Genomic DNA, 20426 nt, shown 5'->3' on the forward strand with positions numbered 1-20426 from the left:
GTTAGTAGTTTTATTAGGTGGAAATAAAACTAAAAACAAACAGCACTTTTAAGAAAAAATATTAGATGAAGATCTAAATGGAAGTAGTATTGATAATGTTGCTGGTATGGTTTTAGAAGGAACTAAGAAAAAAAACCGATTTAATAGTATATGAAGTAGTTTTTTTGAAAATAAATTACTTACTTATATTATAAAAGAAAGCTCAAACATTAAGTTTGAGCTTTCTTTTATTTAGCAATCGTTTTATAACAAGAGGTATAAATTTCTTCATAAACGGGTAAAATATTATCTATAGAAAACTTTTTAGCGTGTTTTTTAGCATTACTCTTAAAACGCGCTAAAATTACATCATCCTTTAAAATAGAAATTGCATTTTTAGCCATATCATTAACATCACCTAAATTGCTTAAAAATCCAGTTTGTCCATGTATATTTACCTCTGGCAAACCACCTGTATTTGTAGATATAACAGCAGTTTCAGCAGCCATTGCTTCCAATGCCGCTAAACCAAAACTCTCTGTTTGAGAGGGTAATAAAAACACATCAGAATAACATAAAATTTTAGCAACTTCTGTACTATTTCCTAAAAACAAAACAGCATCAGAAATTTTTAATTTATTTGCTAAATTTTCGGCTTTTAACCTGTCTGGTCCGTCTCCAATTAATAAAAGTTTAGAAGGGATTTCTTTGTTTATTTCATAAAATATTTTAATAACATCTTCTACTCTTTTTACAGGCCTAAAATTACTAACATGTGTTAAAATACGTTCTTCTGGTTTTGCTAAAGCTAAACGTTTACATTCTTGATGTTGCGCTTTATCATACTTTTCTATATCAATAAAATTATAAATAACTTTAATGTCATTTTTAATATTAAAAAGTCTGTTTGTAGTCTCTTTTAAATTATTAGAAACTGCGGTAACAACATCTGAATTATTAATACTAAATTCTACAGCTGTTTTATAGGTTGGATGACTTCCTACAAGAGTAATATCTGTACCATGTAATGTTGTAACTACTTTAATCTCTATTCCTTTTTCTTTCAACATTTGTTTTGCCATGTAAGCAGCATATGCATGAGGAATTGCATAATGAACATGTAAAACTTCAAGTTGGTGTTTTTCTACAATTTCTACCATTTTACTAGACAATGCTAATTCATAAGGTTGATACTGAAACAACGGGTATTCTTCCAAAATTACTTGATGAAAATGTAAATGATGTGAAATAAAATCTAACCTAACAGGTTGATTATAAGTAATAAAATGAACTTCATGACCTTTATCTGCCAAAGCCATTCCTAATTCAGTTGCAACTACTCCACTACCTCCAAATGTTGGATAACAAACAATTCCTATTTTCATAAATTATTGAAAAGATTAAATGATTTAAATTCTAATTTGTTAGTTGTAAAGATAAAGGTAATCTTACATTTTAAATCTAAATAAAAGCATAAAAAAAACCTACAAATTAAATTGTAGGTTTATATGAAAAGATACTGAAACACGTTCAGTATTAATAATCTCCTAAAGTTGCAGGGTTTTGAGCTAAAGCATTTTCTAATTGGTCATCACTTGGTGCTTTACCATGCCAAGCATGCGTATGCATCATAAAATCTACTCCATTACCCATTTCTGTGTGTAATAAAATACAAACTGGCTTTCCTTTTCCTGTTAATGATTTAGCTGCTGCTAAACCTGCTAAAATAGCATCTATATTATTTCCTTTTTCAACATCTAAAACATCCCAACCAAAAGCTTCAAATTTTGCTCTGATGCTTCCCATTGGTAAAACATCGTCAGTAGCACCATCAATTTGTTTTCCGTTTAAATCTACAGTAGCAATTAAATTATCAACTTTTTTTGCTGATGCATACATAATTGCTTCCCAGTTTTGACCTTCTTGCAATTCACCATCACCATGTAAAGTATAAATAATTTTATCATCGCCATTTAACTTTTTAGCTTGTGCAGCACCAATACCAACAGACAATCCTTGACCTAAAGAACCAGAAGCAATTCTAATTCCTGGTAAACCTTCGTGTGTTGTTGGATGGCCTTGTAAACGAGAGTTTAACAATCTAAATGTTGCTAATTCTTCTACAGGGAAAAATCCACTATGTGCCAAAACACTATAAAAAACTGGAGAAATGTGCCCGTTTGATAAAAAGAATAAATCTTCATTATTACCATCCATAGTAAAGTCTGTAGAATATTCCATTACTTCTTGATATAAACAAGTAATAAATTCTGCACAGCCTAAAGAACCTCCTGGATGTCCAGAATTCACGGCATGTACCATTCTTAAAATATCTCTTCTAACTTGTTGTGTAAAATCTTGTAATTGTTGTGTTGCTGGCATTTGTTGTTGTTTTAACGCTCGCAAAAATACAAAAGTGATTGGATTTGTATTCGCTTTATGTTAGTTTTATTAAAAAATTATTAACAGTAAAAAAATCTAGGTTTTTTGTTTCTTCTTTTTAGCCGCTGGAAATAAGACATTGTTCAAAATTAATCGATATCCTGGTGAAGTTGGATGTAAATCTAACTCCGTTTTTGGATCTCCTATTCTGTGTGTGTAATCTTCAGGATCATGACCTCCATAAAATGTAAACATTCCTTTTCCTTTTGTACCATGAATATAGCGTGCTTCTCTATTTACTTTGTTTTCACCTAAAACTAACACATTGGATTTTACCATATTTCTATCAAAAGAAGTAGTTTGTCCCATAAAACCTTTTACTAAAACGGTATGATTTTGCGTTAACATTGTTGGAACAGGATCCCATTTTGCAGAAAACTCTCCTAAAGAAAAGTAATCTGATGTTTTTGGAATTTTACGTTTACGAGTCATATCTATCGTAGAAAACTCATACGTTGTTGGGTTTTTAATTAACTGAAAATCTTTAAAGGCTAATGTTTTATTATAATTAATTTTAGATTGATAATTAAAATCTGAGGCATCTCCATCAAACATTGCTTCTGCAATATCAACTCCTTCAGTAGAAAGTGCAATATCAAAACTATCTGTAGCAGAACACATGGCAAACATAAATCCGCCACCAACAACATAATCTCTTATCTTTTTTGCAACTGCTAATTTTTCTTCAGAAACTTTATCATAACCTAATTCCTTTGCTAATTTTTCTGAACGTTGTTTTCCTTCAATATACCAAGGAGCAGTTCTAAATGCACCATAAAATCGTCCATATTGTCCTGTAAAATCTTCATGATGCAAATGCAACCATTCATATAAAAGTAACTTATCTTCCAAAACTTCTTTATCATAAATTACATCAAAAGGAATTTCTGCATAAGTTAAAACCATGGTTACAGCATCATCCCAAGGCATTTTATCTTTTGGAGAATACACCGCAATTTTAGGTGCTTTTTCTAAGGTTACAGCATCTTGATTTGCAGAAGGAGCAGCAATTTCTTGTAATATAATTTGTGCCTTTGCATCAGAAATAACTTGATAAGAAACACCCCGAATTTTACATTCGTTTTCTACCAATTTATTATTTTCTATTAAAAATGCGCCTCCATCATAATTTAATAACCATTTTGATTTTAAACCTGCTTCTAAAGAAAAGTAAACAATTCCATATGCTTTTAAATGGTTTTTCTGATTATCATGACTCATAGGTACATATATAAAAGATGCCCAGATTGAGTTTGATAAAAATATTAGTAATAAAGTTAATAGAAAATTTTTCATTTCTCAAATGTAATAAAAAGCTTGTCATCAATAATTTCTTTAACATTTTTTTTTATATGTTATAAAGAAATGAAGTTTATATCTTTGATTTTAATAATTACTAGTTTAATATCTATATAAAAAAATGAATACAGTTAATTGGGGAATTATTGGTTGTGGTGATGTTGCCGAAATAAAAAGCGGACCCGCATTTCAGAAAGTAAAAAACTCAAAACTAATTGCAGTGATGAGAAGAAATGCTGAAAAAGCAAAAGATTTTGCAAAAAGACATCAGGTTCCTTTTTGGTATAATTCTGTAGATGAATTATTAAATAATCCAACAATAAATGCTGTTTACATTGCTACACCTCCATCAACTCATTTAGAGATGGTTAAAAAATGTTTGCTTGTTAAAAAATTTGTGTATTTAGAAAAACCGATGACATTAAATTTTTCTGAAGCAGAAGAATTGGATGAAATTGTTACTAAAAATGATAAAGTAGTAATTGCTCATTATAGGAGAAGATTGCCTGCTTTTGAAAAAGTAAAAGAGTTACTAGATTCAAATAGTATTGGTAAAATAGTGTTTGCTGATATACAAATTCTTCAATCTAAAAATAACAACATAATTGCTAAAACAGAAACAAATTGGAGATTAAAACCAGAAATATCTGGTGGTGGTTATTTTCATGATATTGCTCCACATCAAATAGATTTAATGTATCATTATTTTGGAGAAATTAAAAGCGCTAAAGGCTATGCTACTTCATTAACTAATACCAATGTTGATGATATTGTAAACGGAATTATCGAATTTAAAAACGGAATTCAATTTAGAGGAATTTGGAACTTTAATGCTGCTGAAAAAGACATTAAAGATGAGTGCAAAGTTTATGGCGAAAAAGGAACAATTACTTTTTCTTTTTATAATGAAAAAGTATTTTTATCAACAGATGAACATGAAGAAGTATTTAATTTTACAAATCCAAAACACATTCAACAACCAATGATTGCACAAACTGTAAACTACTTTTTAGGTACAGATAAAAACCCTTGCTCTATAAAAGAAGGTTTAACTGTAATTAAAATAATGGAGCTTTTTACTAAATAAAAGATTAAACAGTTATACTATAAACCATAAAAGTAAACAATTCTACATGCTTTTAAATGGCTTTTCTGATGACCATGACTCATAGATACAAATATAAAAAGACGCCTAAATTTAGTTTTAGACTAAGAAAAATATAAGTATTGTTAGGTTTTTTTTCATAAATCACCCAAAAAAGGGTGTTTTTTCATTTGTTGGATTAGATTTTGAAACTTCCTCAATTTCATTTTTATATTTTTCAAAAAACAAATCAACACTATGCTTTAAATCATCAATAAAATAATTAAGATTTTTTGATGAAGCAATTGTAATAGTTGTAGAATCTTCTTCATTAAAAATTTTAGTATTCATAAACGTTGAAAAATTAACTAATTCAAAATCAATTTCTTCTTCAACATTAAGTCTTGCATCATATAATTCTCCTTCAATAACGATTAAAGGAATATAAAAGTTACACTGTTTTAGAACTGAACCATTAAATTTATCCTTTATATAACTACAAGCTTTTAATAGGCTTAATGAAGAGTTATAGGCTATATCTTTGTTATCTCTATATGCAATAACAACATTATAACCAGCACTATTTATATCTGGAAATATATTGTTTAACTGTTGGTTTTCATTGACTTTTGAATTATTAAAAAGAATTTCTGCATTTCTAGTAGCAAAAGGCTTAAAACGGTCTAACTTAGAATTTATTAACTTATCATTCTTAAAAACTAACCAAGGTTTATCAGTTGACTTTTTACATTCTATAACAAAGGAAAAATTAAAAGAAACACCATTTACAATTTTACCATAATATGCTATGATATCTAATTCCCTATATTTATTGGTATCAATATCTTTATAGAGAATTGATTGTGTAATTTTAAAGTCCTTCTTTTGAAATAAATTAGCAACTTTCATTTCAAATGGATAACCATTTCTTAAAATCCATTTTTTTAAACTTCCTTTTTTTTCATTCATTTCATAAAAATATGAAATTAAAACGGCATTTCATCTTCATCACCAAAAGCATCTTTTGCTTCTATTCTTTGATCCGGAAAAACATCATCTGGAAAATCTGCATTCATAGAAGATTGAAATTCTGAACTAAAGCCTTCTTCTAAATCAGAGAATTTTGCTAAATGTCCTGTAAATTTCAAACGAATATTATCCAAACCACCATTTCTGTGTTTTGCAACAATAAATTCTCCTTGTCCTTCACATGGCGTATGTTCATCATCATCCCATTCTGTCATTCCATAATATTCTGGTCTAAAAATGAACGATACAATATCTGCATCTTGCTCAATTGCACCAGATTCACGTAAATCTGAAAGTAAAGGTCTTTTAGATCCTCCACGTGTTTCTACAGCACGTGATAATTGTGATAATGCAATTACAGGAACTTCTAATTCTTTTGCTAAAGCCTTTAAGTTTCTCGAAATCATAGAGATTTCTTGTTCACGATTTCCACCTGCTTTTCCACCTGCTGTCATTAATTGTAAATAATCAATTACAATAATTTTAACACCATGTTGTGATACTAACCTTCGTGCTTTTGCACGTAAATCGAAAACAGAAAGAGAGGGTGTATCATCAATAAAAATAGGCGCATCAGATAATTTCTTAACTTTTACGTTTAATTGCTCCCATTCATGTGGTTCTAAATTTCCTTTTCTTAGTTTTTCTGATGTTAAACCCGTTTCCGAAGAAATCATACGAGTAATTAACTGTACAGAAGACATCTCTAATGAAAATACTGCAACACCATGATTAAAGTCGATTGCCATATTTTTTGCCATCGAAATTACAAATGCCGTTTTTCCCATACCAGGACGTGCGGCTATAATTACTAAATCTGATGGTTGCCAACCAGAAGTTAATGCATCTAATTTGGTAAAACCGGTCTCTAAACCAGACATTCCTTCCGAATTACCAATTTCTTGAATCTTTTTTAAAGCTTGTTTTACAAGTGAACCTGCCGCTTCTGAACTCTTCTTTAAATTCCCTTGGGTAACTTCAAAAAGTTTTGCTTCAGCATCATCTAATAATTCGAAAACATCTGTACTTTCATCATACGCATTTTCTATAATTTCTGATGAAATTGAGATTAATTTACGTTGAATATATTTTTGTAAAATGATTCTAGCATGGAACTCAATGTGGGCAGAAGAGGCTACTTTTTGAGTTAAACGAATTAAAAAGAAATCACCACCAACAAACTCTAACTTTCCGTTCTTCTTTAATAGATTCGAAACCGTTAGTAGGTCAATTGGTTCAGAATTTTGAAACAATTCATAAATTGCTGCATAAACTTCATGGTGTTTTTGATCATAAAAAGCATCTGCACTTAAGACATCAATAACATCATCAATTCCTTTCTTATCAATCATCATTGCACCCAACACAGCTTCTTCTAATTCTACTGCTTGTGGTGGAATTTTACCTTTCTCAAGACTAATAATTCTTGATTTATCTATTTTTTTCCCTTCGAGTGCATTCGTTTTTTCCATGGACACAAATATAATTTTTTAGGTTGGATGCTCTTTCTAAATTCTAACTTTTATTTGTGCACAATTATTGTAAACAAAAATGTTATTATCTTGTTAATAACCAGTCAACTTCTAAATTGATTCACTATTTTTACCCTAATGAAATGGAATAAAAAACATCTAATTTTAACACTATTTCTGCCAATACAAATGCTTTTAATGCAAGTTGTGGCAAGAAATCCTGAATTTATTGAACGTTATTATTCCAACGGAATCTACCCTTACATTTCATCGTTTTTTAGAATCCTTTTAGGTTGGATACCTTTTTCAGTTGGAGATCTGTTATTAGCATTCCTCCTATATATTTTTATTCGCTTTATATATAGATTGATTAAAAGTCGTTTTAAAAATGGGATTCACAAGTTTATTCATTTTACAGCAATCTTATCAATTATTTATTGCTGTTTTTATCTTTTTTGGGGATTAAATTACTACAGAGAACCTTTGGCTAAAAACTTAGGCTATGAGCAAACTAAATATACAACTGAACAATTAAAAAAAGTTACTGAACACATTATTGAAAAGCTAAATTATTATCAATTAGAAATTGCAAAAGAGGCTTCTTTAAAAGTAGAAAACCCCTATTCTGAAAAGGAAATGTATGAAATGGCAGTTTATGGTTATGATCATTTATCAAATGATTTTCCGCAATTAAAATATAAACACAAATCGGTAAAAAGCTCTTTAATGAGTTTATTACAAACCTATAATGGGACTTCTGGTTATTTAAATCCGCTCACAGGAGAAGCACAAGTAAATGATAAAATGCCCAAAACAAGTTACCCAACCACAACGTGTCATGAAATGGCGCATCAAATTGGGTTTGCTGCAGAAAATGAAGCAAATTTTGTTGGTTTTTTAGCGGCTAATTATAATGATGATGTGTTTTTTAAATATGCAAGTTATAGAATGGCTTTTGGGTATTGTATTTCAGAAATTAGAAAACGTGACAAAAATTTATCAAAAGAACTTTGGAAAACAGTAAACAAAGGAATTGCTAAAGATTTTAATGCCAGTTATTTGTTTTGGCAACACTATAAAAATCCGTTTGAACCGCTTGTTAAAAAAGGGTATAATGCATATTTAAAAGCCAATAACCAAGATAAAGGTGTGCAGTCTTACAATTATGTTGTGGATTTATTAATCTCTTATTTTGAGTCTAAAAAAGACATTTAGACTTCTTAAAATTATGTTAAAGTAAATTACTTTAACATATTACAAATTCCTTCTAATTAAATTTAGAAATTAATCCAAATAATTAATTCAAACTTATATGAGAAAACTACTCTTATTATTCTCGTTTTTATTGGCAATTTCTTTGCAAGCGCAAGATTATTTTCCAATAAATACTGGCGTAAAAACATCCAAAAACACCACAGTTGCATTTACCAATGCTACTATTTATGTAACTCCTCAAAAAGTCATAAAAAAAGGAACTTTACTTATTAAAGATGGTAAAATTCTTAATGTTGGTAAATCTGTTTCTATTCCTGCAGGAACAAAAACAATTGATTTAAAAGGAAAAACAATGTATCCTTCTTTTATTGACCTCTATTCAAACTTCGGAATTACAAAACCAAAAAGAACTAGATCCAATAGAAGTAGTAAACCTCAATATGATGCTGAGAGAAAAGGGTATTATTGGAACGATCATATTAGACCGGAAACTGAAGCTACAAATTCTTTTAAATTTGAAAACAAAACAGCAAATGATTATTTAAAAGCTGGTTTTGGTGTTGTAAATACTCATTTACAAGACGGAATTATGAGAGGAAGTGGAATGTTAGTTGCTTTAAACCCTAATTCTACAGATGCTTACAGGATTTTAGACAGCAAATCTGCTCAATATTTATCTTTTAGTAAAAGTGCATTATCTCGTCAAGGTTATCCAACATCTAGAATGGGTGCAATGGCTTTATTACGCCAAACTTATTTAGATGCAGATTGGTATGCTACCGGAAACATGAAAAATAAAGATTTGTCTTTAGAAGCTTTAAATAGTAATAAAAATGCTTTGCAAATTTTTGAAACTGGAAGTCATTTAGATGCCTTAAGAGCAGATAAAGTTGGAGATGAATTTGGTATTCAATATACAATTGTTGGTTCTGGTGATGAATTTGAAAGAATTAACGATATTAAAGCAACAAACGCAAACTTTATAATTCCTATTAATTATAGAGCTGCGTATGATGTTTCGAATCCTTTATTGGCACAAAATGTAGATTTAGGTGATATGCGTAGATGGAACCAAGAGCCATCAAACTTAAGTTTACTTTCTAAAAACGGAGTAACATTTGCTTTAACAACTCACAAGTTAAAAAAGTTAGAGGATTTTCATAAAAACTTGCAAAAAGCAATAAAATATGGTTTTGACAAAGAGAAAGCTTTAGAAGCATTAACTTCTACACCTGCTAAAATTATTGGAAACGATAAAATTGGAAACTTAAATATAGGAAGTTACGCGAATTTTATTATTACTTCTGGTGCTATTTTTGACACGAAGACAACAATTCATGAAAATTGGGTTCAAGGTGATAAAAACGTAATCAACTCCATGGATATTAAAGACATTTCTGGTGATTATAAATTATCTGTAAATAACAAAAACTACGATTTATCTATCACAGGAAAAGGAGCTAAACAAAAGGGGGCTATAAAAATGGGTGATAAAAAAGTAACATCGAAATTCTCTTATAAAGAGGATTGGATTTCTATCACTTTAAATGAAGAAAACGAATTTACAAGAATGCTTGGTCAAACAGTTAACGATTTTAATGTAATGCAAGGAACTGCTTTTGACAGTGCAGGAAATGAAACCAATTGGTCAGCAGCAAAAATTGTTAAAAAAGAAACTAAGAAAAAAGAGGATAAAAAAGCTAAAGACGATGCTATCGTTTTACAAACTGTTAGTTATCCTAATTCAGGATTTGGAAACTTTACACAACCAAAACAAGAAACTATTTTAGTGAAAAATACGACTGTTTGGACTAGTGAAAATGAGGGAATACTTGAAAACACAGACGTTTTAATAAAGGATGGTAAAATTGCTGAAATAGGTAAAAACTTAAAAGCAAGAAGAGCAACTATTATTGATGGAACTGGTAAACATTTAACAGCAGGAATTGTAGATGAACATTCACACATTGCAGCTTCTGCAATTAATGAAGGAGGTCATAATTCTACCGCAGAAGTAACTATTGAAGATGTTGTAGACCCAACAGATATTAATATATACAGAAATCTTTCTGGAGGAGTAACTTCTGTACAAATTTTACACGGTTCTGCAAATCCAATTGGAGGTCGTTCTGCAATTATAAAGCTAAAATGGGGAGAAAATGCCAATGAAATGATTTACAAAAACACCCCTAAATTTATAAAATTTGCTTTAGGTGAAAATGTAAAACAATCTCGTTCAAACAGCAGTTTTAGATTTCCTCAAACAAGAATGGGAGTTGAACAGGTGTATGTAGATTATTTTCAAAGAGCTAAAGAATATGATGCTTTAAAGAAAAGCGGAAACCCGTATAGAAAAGATTTAGAATTAGAAACTTTGGCCGAAATTTTAAATAAAGAACGTTTTATTTCTTGTCACTCTTATGTACAATCAGAAATTAATATGTTAATGAAGGTTGCAGATCAATTTAACTTTACAATCAACACTTTTACGCATATTTTAGAAGGGTATAAAGTTGCTGATAAAATGAAAGAACATGGCGTTGGCGCTTCAACTTTTTCAGATTGGTGGGCTTATAAGTACGAAGTAAATGACGCGATTCCTTATAATGCTGCAATTATGGCAAACTTAGGAATTACAGTTGCAATTAATTCTGATGACAGAGAAATGTCTAGAAGATTAAATCAAGAAGCTGCTAAAACCATTAAATATGGTGGAATGACTGAGCTTGAAGCTTGGAAAATGATTACTATTAATCCTGCTAAATTATTACATTTAGATGATAAAGTTGGTAGTATTAAAGTTGGTAAAGATGCAGATGTTGTTCTTTGGAATGCACATCCTTTATCAATTTATGCAAAAGTAGAAAAAACAATTATCGAAGGAAAAGTTTATTTTGATTTGGCTAAAGATTTAGAAAAACGTTCAGCAATGAAATCAGAAAAAAGTAAGCTAATTAACATGATGTTAAAAGAAAAAATGAGCGGTGGTAAAACACAAGTTCCTATGAAAAGAAAAGACAGAGATTTTCACTGTGATACTGAAGAAATATAAAAACTAAAATTATGAAAAAAATTATATATAGTCTGCTATTTTTCTTCTTATCAGGAAATATCTTAGCACAACAAACACCAGCAAATAAACAAGTAGAAGCAATTTCTATTGAAGGAGCAACTGCTCATTTAGGAAATGGAAAAGTAATTACAAACTCCTTAATCATGTTTAAAGAGGGTAAAATTGCTTTTGTTGGCAGTGCAATGACAAAGATTGCACGAATGGGAAAAATAATTAAAGCAAATGGAAAACATGTGTACCCAGGTTTTATTGCTGCAAATGCATCTTTAGGTTTGGTAGAAATTGATGCTGTAAAAGCTTCATCAGATGAAAGCGAAACAGGAGCTATGAATCCGCATATTAGAAGTTTAATAGCCTATAATGCAGAAAGTAAAGTTGTAGAATCTATGCGCCCAAATGGTGTTTTAATGGCACAAATTACGCCAAGAGGAGGAACAATTTCTGGAACATCATCAATTGTACAATTGGATGCCTGGAACTGGGAAGATGCAAGCATTAAAACCGATGATGCAATTCATATAGATTGGCCAAGTAGTTTTACCAGAGGTCGTTGGTGGCTTGGAGAAGATCCTGCTTTAAAACCGGACAAAAAATATGTGAAAAATATTGATAATATTAAATCTTATTTTAACAACGCTAAAAACTATTTAGCTGGAGATAAATCAATAAAAAACCTGCCTTTTACAGCTACAGTTGGTTTATTTAATGGTTCTCAAAAACTTTTTATTCATGCAAGTGGACAAAGAGAAATTACAGATGCGATACGTATTAGTAAAGAATTAGGTATTGATGATATTGTGCTAGTTCATGGTGAAGGAGCAGAAAAAGTTGCAGATTTATTAGTAAAAAATAATATTCCTGTAATTCTAGATAGACCTCACAGAAATCCAAATAGTGAAGATGATGCGTATGATTATACCTACACAATTGCTAAAGTTTTAACTGATAAAGGTGTTTTAGTGAGTTTAGGAATGGAAGGTCAAATGGAACGTATGAATACAAGAAACTTGCCTTTTTATGCAGGTACTTTTGCTGCTCATGGTTTAGATAAAGAAGTTGCTTTACAATTATTGACTTCTAATACAGCTAAAATTTTAGGTATTGATAATCTTGTTGGAACTTTAGAAACAGGTAAAGATGCTACCTTATTTATTTCTGAAGGTGATGCCTTAGATATGAGAGGAAATATTTTAACCGAAGCTTTTATTCAAGGGAGAAAAATTAGTTTAGAAACACATCAAACTAAACTCTGGAAACGTTATTCCAATAAATATAAATCTAAATAATCACAAAAAAAGGCTCGCAATTGCGAGCCTTTTTAATCAAAAAAAGTTAACAATAAACTACATTTTCCTTTTCATAGAATTTTAAATACATTTAATACTGCTTTACAAATCGTATTGTTTAATAACGTTTAAAAGATTTTTCAGACCATTCCCATCCAGAAAATCTCCATCCTTTTATTTTAGCATAATTATCTAAATTAGAAGCTACTCCAGATTTCACAAAACCAATATGTACTGTCTTTTACGATTCTGACCATTAGACCAAGTACTTTTCACATTATTAACTTTAACATAAACAGCTTTATTTCTTTTGTTTAAAGCTCTAAAAGTTACTCCATATTCACTTTGTTTATAATATAAGGAAACATTACCATCAGTACTATGATATGTATACCGTTCTACACTTTGCGCTGTCATTTCTAAACTTAAAAAAGTAATAGAAACAAAAAGTAATAATAAGTTAACTTATTTCATCTTGTGGTTTTTACAATTAATATGTTACAAATATTTGTTTAAAAGAGAAGATGAACAATACCTACAATTAGGTATATTTGTTTTTTAAAAAAATAACATTGAAAGAAATTACAAGCATTCACAATCAGTATATTAAAGACTTACTAAAACTGCAAGAGAAATCTCGTGAACGTAAAAAACAACGTTTGTTTGTTATTGAAGGAAAAAGAGAAATTTCTTTGGCAATAGCAGCAAAATATGACTTCGAAACTGTTTTATTTTTAGAGGATGTAATTTCTGAAGATGAAATTTTACACTTGTTTAATAGCAACATTAATAGAATAAAAATAGCGAAGGAAGTCTATCAAAAATTAGCGTATAGAGGTTCTACTGAAGGAATTATAGCGGTTACAAAAGCGAAAGATTTCTCCTTGAATAGCATTCAGTTTAAGAATGAAAAACCATTAATTTTAATTGCTGAAGGATTAGAAAAACCAGGAAATATTGGTGCATTATTAAGAACTGCAGATGCTGCAAATATTGATGCCGTTTTTATAGCAGATCCTAAAAGTGATTTATATAATTCTAATATAATAAGATCGAGTGTTGGTTGTGTTTTCACCAATCAAATTGCAATAGGAACTTCAGAAGAAATTATTGATTTTCTGCAAGAAAACAACATCAATATATATGCTGCAACTTTGCAAAACTCTAACGAATATCACACAGAAAATTACACAAAAGCAGCTGCAATTGTTGTTGGTACAGAAGCAACTGGTTTAACAGAAATCTGGAGAGAAAAAGCTACTCAAAATATTAAGATACCCATGCAAGGACAAATAGATTCTATGAATGTTTCTGTTTCTGCTGCTATTATTCTTTTTGAAGCAAAAAGACAACGAGACTTTAAAAACTAAATTTATGAAAGCACTAGGAATAGACATTGGAGGATCAGGAATTAAAGCTGCCATAATAGATACAAAAACAGGAGATTTAATTTCTGAAAGACATCGAATTCCAACCCCAAAACCGGCTACACCAGAGGCTATTTCTAAAGTTGTAAAAGAAATGGTAGAACATTTTAATTGGAAAAAAGCAGTTGGCTGTAGTTTTCCTACCACCATTGTTAATGGTAAATGCATTCATCCAGGAAACTTAAGTAAAGAATGGTTAGGCGTTAAAGTTGATAAGCTTTTTAAAAAAGAATGTAAACTTCCTTTTTATGTAAGTAATGATGCAGATTTAGCAGGTCTTGCAGAATTAAGTTTAGGTGCAGGAAAAAATGAAAAAGGAGTGACTATTGTTGTTACTATTGGAACAGGAATTGGTTCTGGTTTTTTTTATGAAGGAAAGTTAATTCCCAATTTAGAAATTGGAAAAATGCTACATACTAATGGCGAAATTATTGAGTTTTACACAGCAGATTCAATAAGGAAAAAAGAAGGTTTAACACTGAAACAATGGGCTTTACGATTTGATGAACTTTTAGAATATATAAGAATTGTTTTTTCTCCTAGTTTAATAATTTTAGGTGGCGGAATTAGTAAAAAACACGATGAATTTAAACAACATTTAACAACAGATGTTCCTGTTAAAGTAGCAGAATTCAGGAATAATGCAGGTATTATTGGAGCTTCAATTTATGCCAAACAAAAACACTCAAAATAAATGAATCCTACTACTTTATTCTACATTTTAATAGCAATATTAATTATCAGTTTTATCATCGATAAAATTTTAGATACTTTAAATGCCAAACATTTTGATGACAAAATTTCGGAGAAATTAGCAGACATCTATAATGAAGATGAATACAAAAAATCACAAGCTTATAAAAAGACAAATTATACGTTTTCTAAATTTACTTCTTTGTTTTCATTACTGTTATCATTGGCTTTTTTCTTTTTTGATGGTTTTAAATTAGTAGATAATTTTGCAAGAAGTTATTCTCAAAATTCAATTTTGGTTGCGCTTATTTTCTTTGGAATTATAATGATAGGCTCAGATATTTTAACAACACCTTTTTCTTACTATAAGACTTTTGTGATTGAAGAAAAATTTGGTTTTAATACATCTACTAGAAAATTATTTTGGTTAGATAAATTAAAAGGTTTGTTTATGAGTATTATTTTAGGTGGAGGAATTATATCGCTTATTATTTGGTTTTATCAACTTGCAGGAAAAGATTTTTGGATTTACGCATGGATATTAGTCGCCGTTTTTTCAATATTTATGAATATGTTTTACGCAAAATTGATTGTTCCTTTATTTAACAAACAAACTCCATTAGAAGAAGGAGAATTAAAATCAGCCATAGAGAATTATGCAAAAAATGTTGGTTTTAAACTTGATAATGTTTTTGTAATTGATGGCTCAAAGCGTTCTACAAAGGCAAATGCTTATTTTTCTGGATTTGGTTCTCAGAAAAGAGTTACACTTTTTGACACCTTAATAAACGACTTAGAAACTGATGAAATTGTAGCAGTTTTAGCGCATGAAGTAGGACATTATAAAAGAAAACACATCCTTTTTAATTTAACTACTTCTATCCTACTCACAGGTTTTACCTTGTATATTTTATCCTTATTTATTAAATCACCCGTCTTATCTGAAGCTTTAGGAGTTTCACTACCCAGTTTTCATATCGGTTTAATTGCTTTTGGGGTTTTGTATTCTCCAATTTCAGAAATTACGGGTTTATTCATGAATTATGTTTCACGTAAATTTGAATATCAAGCAGATAATTTTGCGAAAGAAACTTTTGGAGCGACTCCATTAATTACATCACTTAAGAAACTATCAAAGAATAGTTTGAGTAATTTAACTCCACATCCAGCCTATGTTTTTATGCATTATTCTCATCCAACTTTATTAGAAAGAATTAAAAATTTAGAAAAGTAATTACTTGTTTGTTAAAATTCTTTATCCTAATTTCACTTTAGATTTATAAAACAAATCTAAGAGCGGGATTTATGGCATATACAGCAACTATAGAAGAAGAAAATAAAGAAATAGCAAATCGTTACAAAAATTTGTTAAAAGGTACTTATGAGGTTTTATCAAAAGAAGATAAAGAACTAATAAGAAAAGCTTTTGATATTGCCGTAGATGCACATTCTAAACAACGAAGAAGAACTGGTGAACCTTATATTTTTCATCCAATTGCAGTAGCAAAAATTGTTGCGATGGAAATTGGTTTAGGCGCTACCTCTATTGCTGCAGCTTTATTACATGATGTTGTAGAAGATACAGAATACACGCTAGATGATATGGAGCAATTGTTTGGTGAAACTATTGCAAGAATTGTAAACGGATTAACTAAAATATCTCGTTTAAATAAAGAACAAGATGCCTCTATACAGGCAGAGAATTTTAGAAAAATGCTGCTTACATTAAATGATGATGTAAGAGTTATTTTAATAAAAATTGCAGACAGATTGCACAATATGCAAACTATGGATGCAATGCCAGCACACAAACAAGTAAAAATTGCCTCAGAAACCTTATATATTTATGCTCCATTAGCACATAGATTAGGTTTATATAATATTAAAACAGAGCTAGAAGATTTAGGTTTAAAATATACAGAACCAGAAGTTTTTAATGATATTGTAACTAAAATTAAAGAAAGTAAAGAAGATCAGAAAAAATATTTAGATACATTTACAGATACACTAAAAAAAGGCCTAGACAAAGAAGATTTTTCATATGATATAAAAGGACGATTCAAATCCATTTATTCCATCAGAAAAAAAATGAGAAGTCAAAATGTTACTTTTGATGAAGTGTATGATAAATATGCTATAAGAATTATATTTACCCCAACTTCTACTGATGAAAAATTTGATGCTTGGAAAATTTATTCTATTGTAACAGACTACTTTAAACCCAACCCTTCTCGTTTAAGAGATTGGATTTCTCAACCAAAATCTACGGGTTATGAAGCTTTACATATTACTGTTGTTGGCCCTGATGCAAAATGGGTAGAAGTACAAATTCGCTCTGAAAGAATGAATGAAATAGCAGAAAAAGGATATGCCGCACATTTTAAGTACAAACAAGTAGAAACAAAAGAAGAAGGTCTAGAAGGCTGGTTAAATAGATTAAAGGAAACGTTAGAGACTCAAAGTTTAAATGCTGTTGATTTTGTAGAAGACTTTAAGCTAAACCTATATGCCAAAGAAATTTATGTATTTACACCAAAAGGTGATTTAATATCGCTTCCAAAAAATGCTTCAACATTAGATTTTGCTTTTTCAATTCATACAGATGTTGGTTTAAAATGTAGAGGTGCAAAAGTAAACGGAAAATTGGTTCCGCTAAGTCATACCTTAAAAAGTGGAGATCAAATAGAGGTTATTACAACTTCTACAAATAAGCCCAATGCTAGATGGTTAGATTTTGTTATTACAGCAAGAGCAAAAACCAAAATTAGGGCAGCTTTAAAAGATGAAGAGAAAAAAATTGCAGAAGAAGGAAAAGCAATTTTACAACGTAAACTTCGTCATTTAAAAATTACGTTTAATGATAAAACAGTAAATGAATTAGTTAATTATTTTAAATTAAGAACAAGTTTTGATTTGTTTTACAGAATTGGGAACGGAGCAATTGATAACACACAATTAAAAGCATTTGTATCACAAAGAAATAGTACTATTTTAAACTTTTTTAAAACAAAATTAAGAAGAAACCCTAGTAACAAACAAGAGCACCATATAGAAGAAGTTACAGACAAATATGATGCCTTAGTTTTTGGAAAAGAGGAAGGTAAATTAGATTATAAATTATCTAAATGTTGTAATCCAATTCCTGGAGATAAAGTATTTGGTTTCTTAACAATAAATGAAGGAATTAAAGTACATAAACAAAACTGTCCAAATGCAATTTCTTTGCAGTCTCATTATGCTTACAGAATAATACTTGCAAAATGGATAGACTCTACAAAACAAGATTTTAAAGCTATTTTACATATTAACGGAGTAGATGACCAAGGAATTATTAACAATTTAACACGTGTCATTTCTAATAATATGGGCGTTCTTATACATAGTATAAATATTGCTGGAGATGAAGGGGTTTTTGAAGGAAAACTGTCTTTAAGTGTTAAGAATTCACCGCAGCTAAACAAGTTAATTAAAAGCATAAAACAACTGGAAGGTGTTAAAAAAGTAGAACGTGTTAATACTTTGTAAATATCATTCTTTTAAAAAGTGAATTTTGTTCAGAAATAACTGTAAATTTGTTTTTTCGTAAAAATTAAGCACATGGGTAATGCTCTTGAGAATCAAGAAATAGTTAAAAAAGTTTTTACTACATATTTAGAAGATAACAAACACAGAAAAACACCTGAAAGGTATGCTATACTTCAAGAAATCTATGTGGCTGAAGAACATTTTGATATAGAATCTTTGTATATTAAAATGAAAAATAAAAACTATCGTGTTAGTAGAGCTACTCTTTACAACACAATAGATTTACTTTTAGATTGCGGTTTGGTGAGAAAACATCAGTTTGATGGACAATCTATGGCACGTTATGAAAAAAGTTATTTTGATAAAAATCACGATCATGTAATTTTTACAGATACAGGAGAAGTGAAAGAGTTTTGTGATCCTAGAATACAAATTATTAAAAAAACGATAGAAGACGTTTTTGATATTGACATTCTTAATCATTCACTTTATTTTTACGGAACAACAAAAAAGGACAAATCTTAAACAATAATACAACAACACAAACAACAAATTAACACAACTAATGGCAGTAGATTTATTACTAGGGTTACAATGGGGAGATGAAGGAAAAGGTAAAATTGTAGATGTTCTTACAAGAAATTACGATATAATTGCACGTTTTCAAGGTGGGCCAAATGCAGGTCATACATTAATTTTTGATGGATTCAAACACGTTTTACATACAATTCCTTCTGGAATTTTTCATAAAACAGCTTTAAATGTTGTTGGCAATGGTGTTGTTATAGATCCCGTAATTTTTAAAAAAGAATTAGAAAATTTAGACAAACATAATATAGATTATACTTCTAGATTATTAATTTCTAGAAAAGCACATTTAATTTTACCAACACACAGGTTGTTAGATGCAGCATCAGAAACTTCTAAAGGAAAAGCAAAAATTGGTTCTACATTAAAAGGAATTGGTCCAACTTATATGGACAAGACTGGCAGAAACGGAATGCGTGTTGGAGATTTAGAAATGGACAACTGGAAAGAAAAATATGATGCTTTAACAGAAAAGCACATTAAAATGTTAGAATTCTTTGATGTTAAAGTAGAATATGATTTAAAAGAATTAGAAGCAGAATTTTGTAAAGGAATTGATAAATTAAGAACTTTACAATTTATTGATAGTGAAGCCTTTTTAAACCAAGCCATAAAAGATAAAAAAACAATTTTAGCAGAAGGAGCGCAAGGTTCTTTGTTAGATATTGATTTTGGTACCTATCCTTTTGTAACTTCTTCTAATACAACTGCCGCTGGTGCTTGTACTGGTTTAGGAGTTGCACCTAATAGAATTGGAGATGTTTTTGGAATATTTAAAGCCTACACAACTCGTGTTGGTTCTGGTCCTTTTCCTACTGAATTATTTGATAATGATGGAGCAGAAATGGCAAGAATTGGTCATGAATTTGGAGCAACTACTGGAAGACCAAGACGCTGTGGTTGGTTAGATTTAGTAGCTTTAAAATACGCTGTAGATGTTAATGGTGTTACACAATTAATGATGATGAAAGGTGATGTACTTTCTGGTTTTGATACTTTAAAAGTATGTACGACTTATAATTATAAAGGTAAAGAGATTTCTCATTTTCCATATAATATTGAACCAGAAAATGTTTCTGTAAACTACACTGAATTTAAAGGTTGGGATGAAGATTTAACAAAAATGACTTCTGCAGATCAACTTCCTAAAAATTTAATGGATTATGTTGCTTTTATAGAAAAAGAAACGGGAGTACCCGTAAAAATTGTTTCTGTTGGTCCAGATAGAAAACAAACAATTACAAGATAATTCTACACTATCTTATATATTAAAAAGCATCTTTTAAGAAATTAAAAGATGCTTTTTAAATTTAC

General features: G+C 29.7%; 16 protein-coding genes. 10 read left to right on the forward strand and 6 right to left on the reverse strand.

Annotated features, from left to right (window positions below; genetic code table 11):
* Positions 1 to 227: 227 nt before the first annotated feature.
* From bshA to BTO04_RS03805, 3 genes are all read right to left on the reverse strand, one after another.
* On the reverse strand, positions 228 to 1364 hold the full coding sequence (bshA, locus tag BTO04_RS03795) for an N-acetyl-alpha-D-glucosaminyl L-malate synthase BshA (protein ID WP_087563232.1): 1137 nt from the start codon (positions 1362 to 1364) through the stop codon (positions 228 to 230).
* Between the two features lie 151 nt (positions 1365 to 1515).
* On the reverse strand, positions 1516 to 2361 hold the full coding sequence (locus BTO04_RS03800; RefSeq protein WP_087563233.1) for a transketolase: 846 nt from the start codon (positions 2359 to 2361) through the stop codon (positions 1516 to 1518).
* Between the two features lie 96 nt (positions 2362 to 2457).
* Positions 2458 to 3642 (reverse strand): asparagine synthetase B, encoded by a 1185-nt coding sequence (locus tag BTO04_RS03805; RefSeq protein WP_087563234.1) that lies wholly within the window; start codon positions 3640 to 3642, stop codon positions 2458 to 2460.
* A 199-nt stretch (positions 3643 to 3841) separates the two neighbouring features.
* Here BTO04_RS03805 and BTO04_RS03810 point away from each other — a divergent pair, with 199 nt between their 5' ends.
* Positions 3842 to 4807 carry a Gfo/Idh/MocA family protein gene (locus BTO04_RS03810; protein WP_087563235.1) on the forward strand — a complete coding sequence of 322 codons (966 nt, stop codon included), beginning with the start codon at positions 3842 to 3844 and terminating at the stop codon, positions 4805 to 4807.
* A 162-nt stretch (positions 4808 to 4969) separates the two neighbouring features.
* Here BTO04_RS03810 and BTO04_RS03815 read toward each other — a convergent pair whose 3' ends face one another.
* Both BTO04_RS03815 and dnaB read right to left on the reverse strand, forming a co-directional pair.
* Positions 4970 to 5773 carry a hypothetical protein gene (locus tag BTO04_RS03815; protein ID WP_087563236.1) on the reverse strand — a complete coding sequence of 268 codons (804 nt, stop codon included), beginning with the start codon at positions 5771 to 5773 and terminating at the stop codon, positions 4970 to 4972.
* A gap of 17 nt (positions 5774 to 5790) precedes the next feature.
* Positions 5791 to 7305: a replicative DNA helicase gene (dnaB, locus tag BTO04_RS03820; RefSeq protein ID WP_087563237.1), complete on the reverse strand. Its 1515-nt coding sequence runs from the start codon at positions 7303 to 7305 to the stop codon at positions 5791 to 5793.
* Between the two features lie 138 nt (positions 7306 to 7443).
* On the opposite strand from dnaB, the gene BTO04_RS03825 reads away from it, so the two are divergent.
* The 3 genes from BTO04_RS03825 (at position 7444) to BTO04_RS03835 (ending at position 12879) form a co-directional block, all read left to right on the forward strand.
* The gene (locus BTO04_RS03825) at positions 7444 to 8520 is read left to right on the forward strand and encodes a DUF3810 domain-containing protein (protein WP_087563238.1); all 1077 of its coding nucleotides are present in this window, start codon (positions 7444 to 7446) and stop codon (positions 8518 to 8520) included.
* A 97-nt stretch (positions 8521 to 8617) separates the two neighbouring features.
* Positions 8618 to 11572 carry an amidohydrolase family protein gene (locus BTO04_RS03830; protein WP_198342105.1) on the forward strand — a complete coding sequence of 985 codons (2955 nt, stop codon included), beginning with the start codon at positions 8618 to 8620 and terminating at the stop codon, positions 11570 to 11572.
* An 11-nt stretch (positions 11573 to 11583) separates the two neighbouring features.
* On the forward strand, positions 11584 to 12879 hold the full coding sequence (locus BTO04_RS03835; RefSeq protein ID WP_087563240.1) for an amidohydrolase family protein: 1296 nt from the start codon (positions 11584 to 11586) through the stop codon (positions 12877 to 12879).
* Between the two features lie 216 nt (positions 12880 to 13095).
* On the opposite strand, the gene BTO04_RS03840 is transcribed toward BTO04_RS03835, so the two are convergent.
* Positions 13096 to 13296 carry a hypothetical protein gene (locus BTO04_RS03840; RefSeq protein ID WP_087563241.1) on the reverse strand — a complete coding sequence of 67 codons (201 nt, stop codon included), beginning with the start codon at positions 13294 to 13296 and terminating at the stop codon, positions 13096 to 13098.
* 155 nt (positions 13297 to 13451) lie between these two features.
* Here BTO04_RS03840 and BTO04_RS03845 point away from each other — a divergent pair, with 155 nt between their 5' ends.
* The 6 genes from BTO04_RS03845 to BTO04_RS03870 all read left to right on the forward strand — a co-directional run bounded on the left by BTO04_RS03845 (position 13452) and on the right by BTO04_RS03870 (position 20361).
* The gene (locus BTO04_RS03845) at positions 13452 to 14249 is read left to right on the forward strand and encodes an RNA methyltransferase (protein WP_087563242.1); all 798 of its coding nucleotides are present in this window, start codon (positions 13452 to 13454) and stop codon (positions 14247 to 14249) included.
* Positions 14250 to 14253: 4 nt separating this feature from the next.
* The gene (gene ppgK / locus BTO04_RS03850; protein WP_087563243.1) at positions 14254 to 15000 is read left to right on the forward strand and encodes a polyphosphate--glucose phosphotransferase; all 747 of its coding nucleotides are present in this window, start codon (positions 14254 to 14256) and stop codon (positions 14998 to 15000) included.
* Complete coding sequence (locus BTO04_RS03855) at positions 15001 to 16233, forward strand: M48 family metallopeptidase (protein ID WP_087563244.1); 1233 nt, start codon at positions 15001 to 15003, stop codon at positions 16231 to 16233.
* A gap of 71 nt (positions 16234 to 16304) precedes the next feature.
* On the forward strand, positions 16305 to 18524 hold the full coding sequence (locus BTO04_RS03860; RefSeq protein ID WP_087563245.1) for a bifunctional (p)ppGpp synthetase/guanosine-3',5'-bis(diphosphate) 3'-pyrophosphohydrolase: 2220 nt from the start codon (positions 16305 to 16307) through the stop codon (positions 18522 to 18524).
* A gap of 72 nt (positions 18525 to 18596) precedes the next feature.
* Positions 18597 to 19049, forward strand: a complete 453-nt coding sequence (locus BTO04_RS03865; protein ID WP_087563246.1) for a Fur family transcriptional regulator — start codon at positions 18597 to 18599, stop codon at positions 19047 to 19049.
* 40 nt (positions 19050 to 19089) lie between these two features.
* The gene (locus tag BTO04_RS03870) at positions 19090 to 20361 is read left to right on the forward strand and encodes an adenylosuccinate synthase (RefSeq protein WP_087563247.1); all 1272 of its coding nucleotides are present in this window, start codon (positions 19090 to 19092) and stop codon (positions 20359 to 20361) included.
* Positions 20362 to 20426 lie beyond the last annotated feature (65 nt).

It is taken from the genome of Polaribacter sp. SA4-10 (assembly GCF_002163835.1).
Taxonomy (GTDB): Bacteria; Bacteroidota; Bacteroidia; order Flavobacteriales; family Flavobacteriaceae; genus Polaribacter.

Bases quoted from the DNA above. Each gene is read 5' to 3' on its own strand.
- BTO04_RS03840 (WP_087563241.1), bottom strand. From the start codon at position 13,296: ATGACAGCGCAAAGTGTAGAACGGTATACATATCATAGTACTGATGGT.
- BTO04_RS03805 (WP_087563234.1), bottom strand. From the start codon at position 3,642: ATGAGTCATGATAATCAGAAAAACCATTTAAAAGCATATGGAATTGTT.
- BTO04_RS03835 (WP_087563240.1), top strand. From the start codon at position 11,584: ATGAAAAAAATTATATATAGTCTGCTATTTTTCTTCTTATCAGGAAAT.
- BTO04_RS03810 (WP_087563235.1), top strand. From the start codon at position 3,842: ATGAATACAGTTAATTGGGGAATTATTGGTTGTGGTGATGTTGCCGAA.
- BTO04_RS03870 (WP_087563247.1), top strand. From the start codon at position 19,090: ATGGCAGTAGATTTATTACTAGGGTTACAATGGGGAGATGAAGGAAAA.
- BTO04_RS03815 (WP_087563236.1), bottom strand. From the start codon at position 5,773: ATGAATGAAAAAAAAGGAAGTTTAAAAAAATGGATTTTAAGAAATGGT.
- BTO04_RS03865 (WP_087563246.1), top strand. From the start codon at position 18,597: ATGGGTAATGCTCTTGAGAATCAAGAAATAGTTAAAAAAGTTTTTACT.
- dnaB (WP_087563237.1), bottom strand. From the start codon at position 7,305: ATGGAAAAAACGAATGCACTCGAAGGGAAAAAAATAGATAAATCAAGA.
- BTO04_RS03855 (WP_087563244.1), top strand. From the start codon at position 15,001: ATGAATCCTACTACTTTATTCTACATTTTAATAGCAATATTAATTATC.
- BTO04_RS03860 (WP_087563245.1), top strand. From the start codon at position 16,305: ATGGCATATACAGCAACTATAGAAGAAGAAAATAAAGAAATAGCAAAT.
- ppgK (WP_087563243.1), top strand. From the start codon at position 14,254: ATGAAAGCACTAGGAATAGACATTGGAGGATCAGGAATTAAAGCTGCC.
- BTO04_RS03800 (WP_087563233.1), bottom strand. From the start codon at position 2,361: ATGCCAGCAACACAACAATTACAAGATTTTACACAACAAGTTAGAAGA.
- bshA (WP_087563232.1), bottom strand. From the start codon at position 1,364: ATGAAAATAGGAATTGTTTGTTATCCAACATTTGGAGGTAGTGGAGTA.
- BTO04_RS03830 (WP_198342105.1), top strand. From the start codon at position 8,618: ATGAGAAAACTACTCTTATTATTCTCGTTTTTATTGGCAATTTCTTTG.
- BTO04_RS03825 (WP_087563238.1), top strand. From the start codon at position 7,444: ATGAAATGGAATAAAAAACATCTAATTTTAACACTATTTCTGCCAATA.